We start from the raw sequence: 16,365 nt of genomic DNA, 5'->3' as shown, positions 1-16,365 counted from the left end.
CAGCCATGACGCGCAAACTAACCTTACTTTGTTTTGGGATTTTAGCTATAGCAGCCTGTAAAAAGGGAGGTATCAGCCCAGTTAATAAGGATCCGGGTAAAGACCTGGTGCTTTCCGCAACCGAACAGCAACAAATTGGGCCTGGTAATGCTTTTACCTTAAAGCTTTTCAGCGCTAATGTTAATAGCCTTGACGCTGATAAAAACCTCATCATTTCGCCATTAAGCGTAAGCTTTGCTATAGGTATGACCAGTAATGGCGCCAGCGGGCAAACCCTTACAGCTATCCGCAAAACCATGGAGTTTAGCAGTTTTACCGAAGAACAGGTTAACAATTACTATCATAACCTCATCACAAACCTTCCCGATCTCGATCCAAATACTACGCTTAAAATAGCCAATTCCATTTGGTACGCTAATAATTTTACGGTGCTGCCGGCATTCCTGAAAACCAATACCGATTTTTATAATGCCGAAGTGAAAGCCCTCGATTTTAGCAATGAATCAGCATCTCTGACTACTATTAATGGTTGGGTAAGCCAGCAAACTAACAGCAAGATTCCAAAGATCATCGATAAAATTTCGGATGGGGCCCGTATGTACCTCATCAATGCCATTTATTTTAAAAGCATATGGAAAACCCGTTTTGATACAAAGGCAACCTTCAAGGCGCCATTTAATTTGTTAAATGGCGGCACTGTACAAGCTGATTTTATGACCAATAGCCATGCCGAACTTAAAAGCGCGTATTATAACGGTACAAATGTGGTTGAACTGCCTTATAGCAACAGTAAATACAGCATGATATTGATGATGCCTGATGGAGATATAAAAAGCTTTGCACAGGGCCTCGATTCAAGTAAATGGAATTTACTGATGGGTAAACTCACCGCCGGCAAATCGGACATTACCATGCCCAGGTTTAAATTTAGCTATGATATTACGCTGAATGATATTTTAAAATCATTAGGGATGAGCATTGCCTTTAGCGATATGGCTGATTTTAGTCGAATTAACGGGGTTGGTGGCCTTAGTATATCCGAGGTGAAACACAAAGTTTATATTGATGTGAATGAAGACGGTACCGAAGCCGCGGCAGTAACATCTGTTGGCATAGTGACCACGGCAGCCCCACCAACTCATGTTTTTAATAAACCTTTCATTTTTGCAATACGGGAAATGAAAACCGGGCTGATACTATTTGCCGGAATAGTGAGGAACCCGGCGTTGAGTGAGTAAAATGCTCGCAGGGTTTACCCAAAATAGTTTTAATCGCTTCAACATACTCATGATACCAGTTTTAAATATCCGGTGTTATTTTTAAGCATAGTAATGCCTTGCTTATAAGTCATGTAATTAATGCTTTTTTGTTGTTGTTTATCGGGCGTTTTTTGCTGACCTGGGCTAATGTTAATTTTGAAGTTTATCTATTTTGCCTTGAATAATGGCGTTATCAGCAGGTGTTTTTATCAGCGTTAGTGCTTTCTCAAAGTTTAGTTTTGCCTGTTCATTGTCAATGCCGGTGTATAATTCGCCAAGCAAGGTATAGTAAAACTGGTTTCCGGTGAGTTTCAATTTTTCAGCCTCAATAATGGCTTCTTCGGGGCTGTTGGCTTTGGCAAGCGCAAAGGTGCGGTTGAGCGCCGCTATAGGGGAGTATGCTATTTGCAGCAGGCGATTATAAAGCTGCAATATGTTTTCCCATTTTTGTTTGGAATCGTTTTTTTGAGTATGCCAGTAGGCTATACTGGCTTCAATGTGATATTTTGATAATTGAGTACCGGTAGTGGCAAGGTTTAAATAAGAGGCACCTTTGGCTACCAGGTCATAGTTCCAGAGGTTGGTGTCCTGATCTTCATATAAAATTAGTCGGCCGTTTTGATCTGTGCGGGCTTCAAACCTCGAGGCATGAAAATACATGAGCGAAAGCAATGCGTTAACCGGCGGTTTGTTGGTGCCTTCGTTTTCAATAAGCATATGGCAAAGGCGCATGGCCTCAAAGCAAAGATCTTTACGCAAAACCTGGTTATCACTAACAGAATAATAACCCTCGCTAAACAACAGATAAATAGTAGTGAGCACGTTTTCGAGCCGGTTATCAATTTCAGCCGGACCAGGCATTTCGATTCCTATTTTTTCATTGCGGATCTTTTCCTTAGCCCTGAACAGGCGTTTGTTAATGGTTTCTTTATTGGTTAGGAAAGCTTCAGCCACTTCATCAATTCCGAAACCGCAAAGGATGCGTAACGAAAGCCCGATCTGTGCCTCGGGAGGGATGGCAGGGTGACAGATTGCAAACATCATTTGCAACTGGCTGTCGGTGATGTTTTGGAGCGAAAGATCGATTTCAGGGTCATAGGTCTTCAAGGTTTGGATTTCCGGGGATACTTTGTTTTCAAAAATGCTATTACGTTGCAAATGATTTTTCGCCTTGTTTTTGGCTACGCTATAAAGCCAGGCGGTTGGGTTAGGCGGGATGCCTTTATAACTCCAGGCCTGGGCTGCGGTAAGGAAGGTATCGCTGGCGATGTCCTCGGCAGTTGCCATCTGATCGAATCCAAAGCGGCGGCACAGCACCGATATTATTTTGCGATACTCGGTGCGGAATAGATGGGGAATGATTTTGGGGTTTTGCACGGTGCAAATGGAAAAATGTCATTGCGAGCGATAGCGCGGCAATCTCGTAGCTGTGCTTTGCCGCTTTGTATATCTCGCAGGCATAACGACGGGATTGCAACGTCGCGCTGGATACTCTTTTGCCCGGGCTGCTCCTCGCAATGACATGATTTATAAAATTATTTTAATGCACCCCATCATTCTTGGCAACCTTCCGCACTTCAACGGTATTACCATCGCCCTGCAAAACAGGACAGCCTTTGGCAAATTCCACAGCTTCTTCAACCGATTCGGCTTTTACAGTGATGAAACCGCCTATCGTTTCTTTGATCTCGCCGAAAGGGCCATTGGTAACTACGCCGCCGTGCCTTACAATTTTGGCGTCGGCAAAAGGCAAGCCGGTGCCACTCACAAATTTGTTTTGAGCAGCTATGCCGCCAATCCAGTCCATAGTTTGTTTCATCCAGATTTGGATCTGTTCGGGAGAAGCCACTTTGGTGCCATCCTCGTGCCTGAAAATTAAAACGAATTCGTCCATCTTTTTAAATTTTAAAGGTTAATAAATATATGAATTACACCTCTATATCAAGTGGAAATGGCTAAATAGGACAGGGCGGGTAATATTTATTTTGAATTTGAGACGTTCAATTTCGGAATTTTTCTGAACCGAGGTAATTTCAAAAATCAGAAAGTTTATGTGATAGATAATCGTTTTTTAAATTCCAGGAAACTAACAGTTCGCCCTTCGGCAATGTCTGTCTGACTTTTAGCAATCCTTTCCAAAACCCACAATGGTAAAATCTCATCTGATTTATAGTCAAGCTGTTTGGCATCAGGAGACAATGCCCGGGCTTTATTTTCTTTACCTATTATATTTGTTGTGTTAGCTTTCATCGCTTTATTATTTGATTTTAGCAATTATCCCATAACATGTTTTCTTGATTGTACAATCGTATTTGAGATCGCCAATTGCTCCTGTTACTCCATCGGTTTCATAGGGACTCACAAGTACAGAATCGGAAGGGACAGTATTTTCAGTATAACACGGACCGTCTATGCGGATTGTATCGGTTTTATTAACAATGATTATGGTGTTGGCATGTATATGAAAATATCCGCAATATCCCTTTGTATGTAATATAACTACTCCTTTTATAGGTTGGGTTAATTTGAAGTATTGCCACTTTGCTTTACATTTACCAAAAGTTTCTGCCATTTTGTGTATTTTACGCTGTGTTGAACAGCTAAAACTTAATAGCATAATTGCCAATAAAAAAAGGAAACTTCGCATAACTAAATGTAAAATTTATAAACCAAAAAAGACCATCCGCTTAAGCAGATGGTCTTTTTTATTTTTTGATCGCACACCTTTCAGTGGGCCGGTCGTCTATCAAACTTTGATCTCAACCTCAACACCGCTTGGCAATTCAAGCTTCATCAGGGCATCTACAGTTTTTGAGTTAGAGCTGTAAATGTCTAATAAGCGCTTGTATGAGCAAAGTTGGAATTGCTCACGTGCTTTTTTGTTTACGTGTGGTGAACGTAATACGGTGAAAATTTTCTTTTCGGTTGGTAACGGAAGTGGTCCGCTAACTACAGCGCCTGTTGGCTTTACTGTTTTTACGATTTTCTCGGCAGATTTGTCTACCAGGTTGTAATCGTAAGATTTCAATTTGATCCTGATTCTTTGGCTCATTGTTATTTTACTTTTTGGGATTTCACCGATTTACTGGCGATTTCACCGATTTTTAATTGACCAACCTAAGAGCTATTTATTAGGTACGATCATTGGGTTATTTATTAATTACACCGATGAATCTGTGAAATCACAAACCAATCGGTGTAATCATATCAAGTTTAGTCGATAGCAACTTGTTTGCGGCCTTTTGATTTGGCAACAACTTCGTCCTGTACGTTACGAGGTGCATCAGCGTAGTGGTCAAACTCCATAGTTGAAGTTGCACGGCCCGAAGTGATAGTACGTAATTGAGTTACGTAACCAAACATTTCAGAAAGTGGTACCATAGCTTTGATAACCTGTGAGCCGTTACGAGTGTCCATACCTTGCAGCTGGCCACGACGACGGTTCATGTCACCGATAACATCACCCATGTTTTCTTCAGGGGTTAGAATCTCGATTTTCATGATTGGCTCAAGCAATACCGGTTTACATTTTGGCAATGCTTCGCGGTAAGCAGAACGTGCAGCGATCTCGAATGATAACGCGTCCGAATCGACTGCGTGGAATGAACCATCAATCAAACGAACTTTTAAGCTTGTAAGCGGGTAACCTGCAAGTACACCATTGTCCATAGCGGCTTTGAAACCTTTCTCAACAGATGGGATAAACTCACGAGGGATTGAACCACCAACAATTTCGTTAACAAACTGTAAGCCTTCTTTGTTATCGTCGGCTGGAGAGATAACAACCTGGATGTCCGCGAATTTACCACGACCACCAGTTTGTTTCTTGTAAGTTTCGCGGTGTTGGATAGTACCGGTGATAGCTTCTTTGTAAGCTACCTGAGGAGCACCCTGGTTAACTTCCACTTTAAACTCGCGTTTTAAACGATCCATCAAAATATCCAGGTGTAACTCACCCATACCAGAGATAACTGTTTGACCAGTATCTTGATCTGTTTGTACCCGGAAAGTTGGATCCTCTTCTGCCAGTTTACCTAAAGCGATACCTAGTTTATCAACATCGGCCTGAGTTTTAGGCTCAATTGCCAAACCGATAACCGGCTCAGGGAATACCATCGACTCAAGAACCAACTGATGTTTCTCGTCGCAAAGGGTATCACCTGTTTTGATATCTTTAAAGCCTACTACCGCAGCAATATCACCTGCACCCACGTTAGGGATAGGGTTTTGCTTGTTAGCATGCATCTGGAAGATACGGCTGATACGCTCTTTGCTTTCTGAACGCATGTTGTACACGTATGAACCAGCATCAAGGTTACCAGAGTAAACACGGATGAAGCATAAACGGCCTACAAACGGGTCGGTAGCAATTTTAAATGCTAATGCTGCAAATGGTTCTTTTACATCTGGTTTAACCAAAATTTCGGCACCGGTGTCAGGATTAGTACCAACAACACCTTTTGAATCAAGAGGTGAAGGCATTAACTCCATTACATAGTCGAGCATGGTTTGTACACCTTTGTTTTTGAAAGATGAACCGCAAGTCATCGGAACGATTTTACCGGCCAAAGTAGCCTGACGTAAAGCGTCTAATACTTCGCGCTCAGTGATGGTTGTAGGATCTTCAAAGAATTTCTCCATTAAAGAGTCATCAAACTCAGCAACTGCTTCCAATAATTTCTCTCTCCACTCAGTAGCTTCGTCAAGCATATCGGCAGGGATTGGAACTTCGGTAAAGGTCATGCCTTTATCATGTTCATTCCAAACAATACCACGGAAGTTGATCAAATCAACCACACCTTTAAACTGGTCTTCAGCACCGATAGGTAACTGCAATGGGATAGCAACGCTGCCCAACATTTCTTTAACCTGTTTTACCACATTAAGGAAATCGGCACCAGAGCGGTCCATTTTGTTAACGAAACCAATACGCGGAACGTTGTAGTTATTAGCCAAACGCCAGTTAGTTTCTGACTGAGGCTCAACACCATCAACCGCGCTGAATAAGAACACCAAACCATCAAGTACACGTAATGAACGGTTTACCTCCACGGTAAAGTCCACGTGACCTGGGGTATCAATAATGTTCATGTGATAGTTGTGGTTGCGATATTTCCAGTTTACGGTTGTTGCAGCCGAAGTGATGGTGATACCACGTTCCTGCTCCTGGGCCATCCAGTCCATGGTAGCGGCACCTTCGTGTACCTCACCAATTTTGTGGCTTACACCAGCATAGTAAAGGATACGCTCGGTAGTGGTAGTTTTACCAGCATCAATGTGAGCGGCAATACCAATGTTTCTTGTATATTTTAGATCTCTTGACATGTCAATTATTGATTTATTGAATTAGTGAATTAGCGATTGAATAAAAACATGCGGATCAGGTCCTATTGTATCTTCAATTATTAATTCAATCCTTTTATTTGTTTTTTATGGGATGAATTGCCGAAATAATGAATTATTGATTAGTAAAATGTTACCAAATCAATAATTCACTAATTCAGTCATTCACTAATTAGAATCTGAAGTGTGAGAACGCTTTGTTAGCCTCAGCCATTTTGTGCGTATCTTCTTTCTTCTTAACAGCGGCACCTTCGCCTTTTGCAGCAGAGATGATTTCGCCTGCTAATTTCTCCATCATGGTTTTTTCACCACGACGACGGGCATAGCTGATTAACCATTTCATACCTAAAGCTACTTTACGCTCAGGACGAACCTCTGTAGGTACCTGGAAGTTAGCACCACCTACACGGCGGCTTTTTACTTCAACAGCAGGCATTACATTGTTTAAAGCTTTTTTCCAGGTTTCTAAGCCGTTTTCGCTTGTTTTTTTCTCAACAATTTCAACAGCGTTGTAAAAAATAGAGTATGCGGTTGATTTTTTACCATCATACATCATGTTGTTTACAAACCTTGTTACCAAAGTATCATTGAACTTTGGATCAGGAAGGATAATTCTCTTTTTTGGTTTTGACTTTCTCATTGCTTTCTATCCTCCTTAATTATTTCTTTTTACCTTTTGTTGGCGCTGCTGCTACCTGACCTGGTTTAGGACGTTTGGTACCATATTTTGAACGACGTTGGTTACGGCCAGCTACACCTGATGTATCCAGTGCACCACGGATGATGTGGTAACGTACACCTGGTAAGTCTTTAACACGACCACCACGGATCAAAACGATAGAGTGCTCCTGTAAGTTGTGACCTTCACCAGGGATGTAAGCATTTACTTCTTTTCCGTTGGTTAAGCGCACACGGGCAACTTTACGCATTGCTGAGTTTGGTTTTTTAGGGGTAGTGGTATACACGCGTGTGCATACGCCTCTTCGCTGTGGACAGCTGTCCAACGCTGGTGACTTACTCTTGTCAACCAGAGCTACTCTACCTTTTCTAACTAATTGCTGAATAGTAGGCATTTCTTGCTTTTTTGTCTAATAATTTTATCCCGCATTTCGGGACTGCAAAAGTACGAACATTATTTTTGATTTTCAAGTAGTTGTGTGAAAGTTTTTTTGAGGGGAAGGAGGGAAGTTATATCAATGATCTGCTTGTGCTTTATAATGATGATCCAAACAGTACTCGAGCGCCGCCTGAATTGTAAATATTGAATATTCAACTGGTAATTCATGCCATCGTTCTCCTTTAGGATGGGCGGAGCGCAGCATAAAGGCACCGTATTTTTTTCCAACCTGCCCTATAAAGCAATGTGCGTTTTTGAAATACATATAATCTATTTCGTCGAATTTACATCTTGATATAGTGTCTCCCTTATTGTTTATTATGCCATATTTTTGATTTTTTGATATGATAAACCAATGTTGGTCACTAACGTCTCTTGTGATGGTTTCAGCAGTATAGAGCTGTCGTATGGTATCACGGTTTTTTAATTGATCTTTAATAACAATCTTTTTAATGGCTGTTTGTATCGGCAAGGTGTCTTGAGAAATGATTTTTTGTAGTGGGTTTTTTAACTTTCGATTTAATTTTGCCGCAATTTCATACTCTTTGAACGCTTCTGCATAATTTTTTGAGCTATTATATATAGCAGCAAGATTGTAGTGGAGATATGGATTTGATGCGTCAATTGATATCCCATTTTTGTAAGAGTTTAGCGCTCCCGAAATCTGTCCTTGGCATACGAAGCTGTTACCGATAAAAAGATGGCATATCGAAATAAACTGTTTATTCTTCGGATTGGTATTTAATTTTAAAGCTCCATACATAGCTTTATTTGCTGAGTCGTATGCTCCGGCATGATAAAATAGCAGCCCGTGTATAAATTCTGATATAACGTTAGCTTCTTCTTCAACCGTAAAATTTATGATATTAGGATTTTGAATATAGATTATCGTGCTATCTTTTGTTCTATTGAAGCCTTTAGATGTGAATTTTAAAAAGTTTAAGGAGTATATCCTGCAATTAAATTGTTTGTCTTTTCTGTTGCCATAAACAATTAAGCCAGAATTGCTACAATTTTCCTGAAATGTAGTCTTAATCGTATCTAAATAATTAGGGTTCGCTTCTAAGATGTATTTTCCCAATAATTTCAATTGTATCGTATCTATATTTTGTAAATCTGAGTTTAATTTGCCGTATAATGTGCTGGAAAAGCCATCATCTTCTTTGGGCTGAGCGAAATTTGTTATAAGTAGTCCTGTTTTTTTCAAATTTTCACGACATATTTGATCAATGGATATTTTACGAGTTTGATATTCGTAAACTCTATTTTTAATAAGAAAAGCGGGAATTAATAAAAGTAAAAGAATTAGATACTTACCAATTCTCGCTGTTTTAATTTCTAATGGTGTGTAGATATCTGTGTTGAGAAAGCCTTGTTCTTTTTTTACACAAACTTCCTTGAAAGTAGTATAGAAATAATATACGACGATAAGAATAAATATACTTATACTAATCTCCCTATAAATTGCATTTGAAAAGATGTTGATCATTTTATCAAAGACGCTGAATACCGCCGTGATAAACGCTATGAAATTAACTAAATAAGAAGAAATTTTGTTGTTGAATATCTTGTATTTAAAAAGTTTAAATAAGTTCATCTATTAAATAATAAGGGATTGGCCTTATAAAACTATATAAATTATTTAAACTATTATGGATACGAGTGTTTTTAATGATAATTAAACTTTAAGGGGCTTCGTAATAATTAATTAGTTTGTCATTAGTTGAGTTTAAAATTAAAAAAGGCCGGTTACCGATGTAACCAGGTTTAGGTGACAGCGGGCCGGCCCGTAATGCTTTATATATCGATTTAATCAGGAGCTCATTCTTTTACCTTATTCCAGGTATCGCGGTTAAAAGCCAACACTTTGGTTGGATTACCGCTCGCGTCTTTAGTGAATTTTAAGGGAAAGCCAAAGGCTTGATTTAAAAATAACACTTCAGACAATGGTTTAAAATTGATTTCTTTGCCATCCCATGATTGTTTGAGCGTTAATCCGTCGGGTATCGCGGTTATAGTCAGAAAAAGATCAGCCCTCTCATCCGACTGATATTTGCCCGCCAAAACTTTTATTTGGTCGGGTGTCAGTTGTACCTCTTTAGGTGGGGTATAGCTGTTTATCTTTGCCCATATTTGCCTGCCACCTAAGGTGATCTGGTTTATTTCTCCGGCTTCATTCTTTGAAAATACAACAGGGATCTTTTCATCGCCGTCATCATCTAAAAATTCAAATTCAAGATCTGATTTACGGGTTAAAGTTAGCTTTTGATCTCCGCCAAGTTGTTGGGCAATTAGTTTATCACCATCTGCTGTTATTTTATATACTCTATACTCGTTATCCTTTTGCTGATAAATGCCTTCAAAAGCTTTGAGATGGGTATCGGCAATAATTATTGTTGGTGACTTTGCAACTTTTGCGATAACCGGTGCAACGCCCGGGCCGGTTAAAGCAACTGCAGCTATAAATGCGAACCTGCATATATAGCCCGTTGTAGTTTTAATGCTGATCATTTTTGATAGGTTTATAATGTTGAACCAAATCTACAAAAAATGATTTGGTAAAATCAAATTTTACAGAATTAAATTTTGATAATATTTATTTTGACTGTTTTAAATTCTGATTTTTATCTGTTTTTCATTTAAAACCATGATAAAATTCTGTGCCGAATAAATCAGATGGGCATAAAAAGAGCGCCGGTAAAACCGGCGCCCTCTTTCATCACTCACTAAACTACTTATAGAAAACTTAAATTAACAATTCTTAATAACCGCGGTCGTGATAATGACCGTGATCGTCACCGTCATGGTAACCATTATTATACCCGTTGTTATAGCCGTTGCGGTACCTGTGATGGTGACCATAATCTTCACGAACAACGCAACCTGAGGTTACGGATACTACTGCTGATATTAATAGTGCCAAAGCAACAAATTTCCTTTTCATGGTGTAAAATCTTTAATCATCATCTATATTGAAGATGTACACATGTATGACTAATGGAAATGGAAAAGGATTAATCGGGAGAGATTAATTTGGAGAGAAGAGAACTATTTGTTGTCAACAATGCTGGTTTATAATCATCAAACCAACCCCATACTTTCCCGATACTCTTGCTGAATGATAAGCAAACAATTAGCACACAAACACCCGTCATATAGCTCGCTCACATATTGCACCTCGTTAATAGTGAGCTGCACAGTACTGCACTGGCACTTGCTGAATGAATTGGCTTTACATTCAAAAGCTGTTTGGCAGCGTTCGCAACGGATGATTTCGTGTTTGGGCATTTTGTTTGGTCGATGGTTAATAGTCCATAGTCCATGGAAAAAGTTTACTAAGTTACCTAACCGCGGGATAGCTTGTAAAATATGAATGTCATTAAAATAAAAAGTCCATGAACTATAGCTTTTTGGCTATGGTCCATGGACTATCGTCTATCGACTAAAAAAACTTACGCCGAGCAAGTCACGCAGCCTTCTTCCATTGAGCAGGTTGGGCCTGCAGGAATTTCGTCAGCCACGGCGTCAACAACGGCCGGGATAACCGGATCCATGTTTTTACCGCCCTGGTTTTCAACTGTAAATTTAACAGCTTGCGATGCTGCTTGTGTACGCAGGTAGTACATACCTGTTTTCAAGCCTTTTTTCCATGCGTAGAAGTGCATTGAAGTTAACTTCGAAGCATTTGGTGAGTTGATGAACAGGTTCAATGATTGCGACTGGCAAATGTACGCGCCCCTGTCGGCAGCCATATCAATAATGCTGCGCATTTTGATCTCCCAAACAGTTTTGTACAATGCTTTGATATCAGCAGGGATCTCAGGAATTTCCTGGATTGAACCGTTTGCGCTGATGATCTTATCTTTCATGCTGGTGCTCCACAAGCCAAGGTTAACCAAATCACGCAGCAGGTATTTGTTCACTACAATGAACTCACCGCTCAATACACGGCGGGTGTAAATGTTTGAAGTATAGGGTTCAAAGCATTCGTTGTTACCTAAAATCTGTGATGTTGAAGCAGTTGGCATCGGTGCAACTAATAATGAGTTGCGTACGCCGTGGTTCATTACATCTAAACGCAGGTTTTCCCAATCCCACCTGCCGCTTTCTGGTTTTACACCCCACAGATCGAACTGGAATTTACCTTGTGACAATGGTGAGCCTTTGAATGTTTCATAAGCGCCATCTTTTATAGCCATATCTTTTGAAGCTGTCATTGCTGCAAAGTAGATGGTTTCGAAGATCTCGATGTTTAGTTTTTTAGCTTCATCACTTTCAAACGGCATACGCAGTTGAATGAAAGTATCAGCCAAGCCCTGTACACCTAAACCAATAGGACGGTGACGCAGGTTTGAGTATTCAGCTTCTTTAACCGGGTAATAATTACCATCAATGATCCTGTTAAGATTGATAGTTGCCTGGTAAGTTACTTCGTACAGTTTATCATGATCAAAAGCGCCGTTGTTGATATAACGAGGCAGTGCCAATGACGCCAGGTTACAAACAGCCACTTCGTTCGCATCGGTATACTCGATGATCTCGGTGCAAAGGTTTGAGCTTTTAATGGTACCCAGGTTTTGCTGGTTTGATTTACCGTTGGCAGCATCTTTATATAATAAGTATGGCGTACCGGTTTCAACCTGTGCATCAAGCACTGCAAACCAAAGTTCCTGTGCTTTTACTGTACGACGCTGACGGCCTTCTTTTTCGTATTTAACGTACAGCTCTTCAAATTCTTTGCCCCAGCAATCGGCTAAGCCCGGTGCTTCGTGCGGGCAAAATAAGCTCCAATCCTCATTGGCTTCAACGCGTTGCATGAACAGGTCAGATACCCAAAGGGCATAGAACAAATCGCGGGCACGCATTTCTTCTTTACCGTGGTTTTTACGCAGGTCCAAAAATTCAAAAATATCAGCATGCCATGGCTCTAAGTACACAGCGAAAGCGCCTTTACGTTTACCACCGCCCTGATCTACGTAACGTGCGGTATCATTAAATACACGCAGCATTGGGATAATACCATTGCTGGTACCGTTAGTACCGCTAATGTACGAGCCTGTAGCCCTTACATTGTGGATGCTTAAACCAATACCACCTGCACTTTGTGAAATTTTGGCAGTTTGTTTTAACGTATCATAGATACCCTCAATGCTGTCATCTTTCATGGTTAACAGGAAACATGATGACATTTGAGGTTTTGGTGTACCTGCATTAAACAAAGTTGGCGTAGCATGTGTAAACCAACGCTCGCTCATTAAATGGTAGGTTTTGATGGCGCTTTCAATATCATCTTTGTGGATCCCTACCGATACACGCATAAACAGGTGTTGAGGGCGCTCGGCAATTTTACCGTCGATTTTTAGCAGGTATGATTTCTCCAGGGTTTTGAAACCGAAATAATCAAAGCCAAAGTCGCGGTCATAAATGATGGTGCTGTCAAGCAGTTCCGCGTTTTCTTTAATCACTTCATAAACGTCGTCAGCGATAAGCGAGGCATCTTTACCTGTTTTCTTGTCAACATACTCATGCAGGAGGCGCATGGTTTCTGAAAACGACTTAATGGTGTTTTTGTGCAGGTTTGATACCGCGATACGCGAAGCCAGCAAAGCATAATCAGGGTGCTTGGTGGTTAATGAAGCGGCGGTTTCGGCAGCCAGGTTATCCAGCTCGGAGGTGGTTACGCCATCAAATAAACCTTCAATTACCTTTTTAGCCACATCAATGGGGTCAACTAATTGAAACCCATAGCACAGTTTTTCAATACGTGCGGTGATCTTGTCAAATTTTACGGATTCTCTTCTTCCGTCTCTTTTTACTACGAACATTTTGCCCCTCCTTTTGCCCCGTTAAAAGCGAAGCTTTTTTAGTTAATATTATTGTGATTTGATTATTTTCTGAACCTTGATTTTTCTTGATTTTGGGATTGATTGGCCTGAGACTACCTAACCTCTAATCACCAATCTCTAACCTCTTCAATTAGAAATCATCATCAAGCGAAAAGCTTTTGCTTTCGGCCGACGCATTCAGTACACCACTTTTTTGATAATCGCCTACACGCTTTTCAAAAAAGTTGGTTTTGCCCTGTAACGAGATCATTTCCATGAAATCGAACGGATTGGTTGCGTTATAGAATTTATCGTAACCCAGTTCGCTTAGCCACCTGTCGGCCACAAACTCAATGTACTGGCTCATTAGCTTGGCATTCATTCCTATCAGGTTAACCGGTAACGCCTCGGTTATAAATTCTTTTTCTATCTCCACCGCATCGGTAATGATCTTGGTAACCTGTTCCTGCGGTAGTTTGTTTTCAAGCATGCCATATAATAAGCATGCAAATTCGCAGTGTGAACCTTCATCGCGCGAGATCAGCTCATTGCTGAAAGTTAAACCCGGCATCAGGCCGCGTTTTTTAAGCCAAAATATGGAGCAAAAGCTTCCTGAAAAGAAGATCCCTTCAACCGCCGCGAATGCAACCAAACGCTCGGCAAAGTTGCCGTTGTTGATCCATTTCAATGCCCACTCAGCTTTCTTACCAACACATGGTACGGTTTCAATAGCATGGAAAAGGCGATCTTTCTCGGCGGGATCTTTTACGTAGGTGTCTATCAGCAGGGCATAGGTTTCAGAGTGGATGTTTTCCATCATGATCTGGAAACCGTAAAAGCAGCGTGCTTCGGGCAATTGTACTTCGCTCATGAAGTTTACCGCCAGGTTCTCGTTCACGATACCATCGCTTGCGGCAAAAAAAGCGAGTACATGCGAGATAAAATGTTTCTCGCCCGAATTAAGACTTTCCCAATGTTTGATATCGTCCGACAGGTCGATTTCCTCGGCGGTCCAGAAGCTGGCTTCCGCTTTTTTATACATCTCCCAAATTGCGGGATACTTGATGGGAAGGATAACAAACCGGTCCTTGTTTTCCCGTAGTAATAATTCGTTTTCCAAACTCATTGGTGTCTACTTTATTAGTTTCTTTCTTCAATCAGGTATTCAGACACGAAAGCAAGCCCTACTTTTCAATAAAGCTTTAAATTTTGATGCCTTCGGATTTATTCCTTAGCAACTGTATTGTGTAACTTTCTGACAGTCAGTTATTTAATTAGAAGTTAACGAATGCTTCTGGCTGCCGGCTGAATGCCTTTTTTTATTACCTTGCTGAGCAAAGTTAATGTTTGAGTTGTGTAGTTGTGAATGATAGTTTTTCACAAACCCCCGAGTTATCCACACTTTATTGGCACTTGTTATATTGATGAAAAATTAATGGACTTGAAAACAGCCGATTAAAAATTTGATTGAAAATTGGAGGCCTTTATACTTGCGGATTACGATAATTTAACATTATAAATTACTTGACTTAACACCGACAATTATTGCCAATAATGAAATGCTTTTGCTTGCAGCAGGTATCAATATTTAAATGCGAAATTAAAAGGTCTCTGCAGGTCGGTATGTGGAAAACAATTACGCCCGTTAATCATGAACCAACGGGCGTATTCCTGAAAGTGTTACGAATTATTTTGCGTCCTCAACCGGAACAAATTTCATCGATACTGAATTTACACAATGGCGGGTGTTTTTAGCGGTCATGTACTCGCCCTCAAACACGTGGCCCAGGTGAGCGCCGCAATTTGCACACAGGATCTCTACCCTGCGGCCATCAGCGTCTACTTCGCGGCGAACAGCTCCTTCAATCTCATCGTCAAAACTCGGCCAGCCGCAAAACGACTCAAACTTATCTTCCGATCGATACAGCGGCGCATCACAGCGTTTGCAAACGTATAAACCTTGCGCCTTATTGTTCAGTAACGAGCCGGTGAACGGCCTTTCGGTACCTTTGTATAATATTACCCTTTCTTCTTCGGGCGTTAATTGATTGTACTCCATATATTTTGATTACTCCGATTTTTTTGATTTCACCGATCAAGAATCCTTTCCGGTTTTTCATCTATATAAAGATACGACAACTCGGGAGGATATAATGTTTTACCGGTTGATGTTTACACTGATTTGACGGGATTTTAGATGGGCAGATGTGCAAATTTCAAATGTGCAAATTACAAGCAACTGCCGCGGGTTTTCCCGCTTGTGGTTAAACATAGCTTTGGCTTTCAGCTGAACTTATTAACTTTAACTTGGTATTTATTAGTCTCTAACTATGCGCATTGCGATCTTATCCATATTCATTTTGCTGCAATCGGTTAACCCGCTTAGCAAACCAAACTCATTGTTTAAGTATCAGCACCTTCACGTTGTTGATATGTCGAAATACGCAGTCTTGCCTGTAAATCAGCAATTCATTGATTCATGGTTTGGAAAAGAGTATCGTACTACACAATTGGCTGACGCAGATTTTGTAGAAATAGACAACATTTTAATCAGGGCTGTTGAAGATCATAATAAAAGGAAAGAATATGGTGCGATATATAACCCCGATAAATACTATAAACAAGTATTAGCCATGATAAATGGAAAGGGAGAAAAAGAAGTGTATCTAAATTGTTTATGCGCAATACACTATCCTACAAACTGGAAGAAGCATTTGGTCAATGTTATGGACGGTGGCAACTGCTATTTTCAGGTAAGGATAAATCTTAAAACTAAACAAGTGATAAGTTTTTCAGTAAACGGCATTGCCTGATCTGCCGT

The 16,365-nt window shown here is 40.4% G+C and carries 17 protein-coding genes; 2 read left to right on the top strand and 15 right to left on the bottom strand.

Translation table 11 applies throughout. The features are described 5' to 3' along the window. Nucleotides 1-5: 5 nt before the first annotated feature. A complete protein-coding gene (locus IEX80_RS24890) occupies nucleotides 6-1,238 on the top strand; it encodes a serpin family protein (RefSeq protein WP_188834496.1) in 1,233 nt (410 codons plus the stop codon). Between the two features lie 171 nt (nucleotides 1,239-1,409). Here the strand turns inward: IEX80_RS24890 and IEX80_RS24885 are convergent, their stop codons facing one another. The 15 genes from IEX80_RS24885 to IEX80_RS24815 all read right to left on the bottom strand — a co-directional run bounded on the left by IEX80_RS24885 (nucleotide 1,410) and on the right by IEX80_RS24815 (nucleotide 15,603). Then, entirely contained in the window at nucleotides 1,410-2,636 is a 1,227-nt protein-coding gene (locus IEX80_RS24885) for an RNA polymerase sigma factor (RefSeq protein WP_188834495.1), read from the bottom strand. A 163-nt stretch (nucleotides 2,637-2,799) separates the two neighbouring features. Continuing rightward, complete coding sequence (locus tag IEX80_RS24880; RefSeq protein ID WP_188834494.1) at nucleotides 2,800-3,153, bottom strand: YciI family protein; 354 nt, start codon at nucleotides 3,151-3,153, stop codon at nucleotides 2,800-2,802. 155 nt (nucleotides 3,154-3,308) lie between these two features. Next, the gene (locus IEX80_RS24875) at nucleotides 3,309-3,509 is read right to left on the bottom strand and encodes a hypothetical protein (protein ID WP_112653200.1); all 201 of its coding nucleotides are present in this window, start codon (nucleotides 3,507-3,509) and stop codon (nucleotides 3,309-3,311) included. Nucleotides 3,510-3,516: 7 nt separating this feature from the next. Then, nucleotides 3,517-3,831 carry a hypothetical protein gene (locus tag IEX80_RS24870; protein ID WP_188834493.1) on the bottom strand — a complete coding sequence of 105 codons (315 nt, stop codon included), beginning with the start codon at nucleotides 3,829-3,831 and terminating at the stop codon, nucleotides 3,517-3,519. Between the two features lie 174 nt (nucleotides 3,832-4,005). Next, nucleotides 4,006-4,311, bottom strand: coding sequence for a 30S ribosomal protein S10 (gene rpsJ, locus IEX80_RS24865; protein WP_022830652.1), 306 nt, complete (start codon nucleotides 4,309-4,311; stop codon nucleotides 4,006-4,008). A 161-nt stretch (nucleotides 4,312-4,472) separates the two neighbouring features. Beyond that, nucleotides 4,473-6,584: an elongation factor G gene (gene fusA, locus IEX80_RS24860; protein WP_090530243.1), complete on the bottom strand. Its 2,112-nt coding sequence runs from the start codon at nucleotides 6,582-6,584 to the stop codon at nucleotides 4,473-4,475. Nucleotides 6,585-6,774: 190 nt separating this feature from the next. Beyond that, a complete protein-coding gene (gene rpsG / locus IEX80_RS24855) occupies nucleotides 6,775-7,242 on the bottom strand; it encodes a 30S ribosomal protein S7 (RefSeq protein WP_129571493.1) in 468 nt (155 codons plus the stop codon). Between the two features lie 19 nt (nucleotides 7,243-7,261). Then, entirely contained in the window at nucleotides 7,262-7,675 is a 414-nt protein-coding gene (rpsL, locus tag IEX80_RS24850; protein ID WP_073405808.1) for a 30S ribosomal protein S12, read from the bottom strand. A gap of 120 nt (nucleotides 7,676-7,795) precedes the next feature. After that, nucleotides 7,796-9,316 (bottom strand): tetratricopeptide repeat protein, encoded by a 1,521-nt coding sequence (locus IEX80_RS24845; protein ID WP_188834492.1) that lies wholly within the window; start codon nucleotides 9,314-9,316, stop codon nucleotides 7,796-7,798. A 224-nt stretch (nucleotides 9,317-9,540) separates the two neighbouring features. Next, nucleotides 9,541-10,230, bottom strand: a complete 690-nt coding sequence (locus IEX80_RS24840; protein WP_188834491.1) for a hypothetical protein — start codon at nucleotides 10,228-10,230, stop codon at nucleotides 9,541-9,543. Nucleotides 10,231-10,480: 250 nt separating this feature from the next. Then, a complete protein-coding gene (locus tag IEX80_RS24835; protein WP_090530234.1) occupies nucleotides 10,481-10,663 on the bottom strand; it encodes a hypothetical protein in 183 nt (60 codons plus the stop codon). 137 nt (nucleotides 10,664-10,800) lie between these two features. Further along, the gene (locus tag IEX80_RS24830) at nucleotides 10,801-11,007 is read right to left on the bottom strand and encodes a cysteine-rich CWC family protein (RefSeq protein WP_188834490.1); all 207 of its coding nucleotides are present in this window, start codon (nucleotides 11,005-11,007) and stop codon (nucleotides 10,801-10,803) included. 164 nt (nucleotides 11,008-11,171) lie between these two features. Beyond that, entirely contained in the window at nucleotides 11,172-13,544 is a 2,373-nt protein-coding gene (locus IEX80_RS24825; RefSeq protein WP_090530228.1) for a ribonucleoside-diphosphate reductase subunit alpha, read from the bottom strand. Between the two features lie 151 nt (nucleotides 13,545-13,695). Next, nucleotides 13,696-14,670: a ribonucleoside-diphosphate reductase small subunit gene (locus IEX80_RS24820; RefSeq protein WP_176625252.1), complete on the bottom strand. Its 975-nt coding sequence runs from the start codon at nucleotides 14,668-14,670 to the stop codon at nucleotides 13,696-13,698. A gap of 561 nt (nucleotides 14,671-15,231) precedes the next feature. Further along, nucleotides 15,232-15,603, bottom strand: coding sequence for a methionine-R-sulfoxide reductase (locus IEX80_RS24815; protein WP_090531310.1), 372 nt, complete (start codon nucleotides 15,601-15,603; stop codon nucleotides 15,232-15,234). Nucleotides 15,604-15,874: 271 nt separating this feature from the next. Here IEX80_RS24815 and IEX80_RS24810 point away from each other — a divergent pair, with 271 nt between their 5' ends. Continuing rightward, the gene (locus IEX80_RS24810) at nucleotides 15,875-16,357 is read left to right on the top strand and encodes a hypothetical protein (protein WP_188834489.1); all 483 of its coding nucleotides are present in this window, start codon (nucleotides 15,875-15,877) and stop codon (nucleotides 16,355-16,357) included. Nucleotides 16,358-16,365: the final 8 nt, after the last annotated feature.

The sequence above is a fragment of the Mucilaginibacter rubeus genome (assembly GCF_014643835.1).
GTDB lineage: Bacteria > Bacteroidota > Bacteroidia > Sphingobacteriales > Sphingobacteriaceae > Mucilaginibacter > Mucilaginibacter rubeus.
The sequence above is the reverse complement of the archived record's forward strand: the minus strand, read 5'-3'. Positions and strand labels throughout refer to the sequence as shown.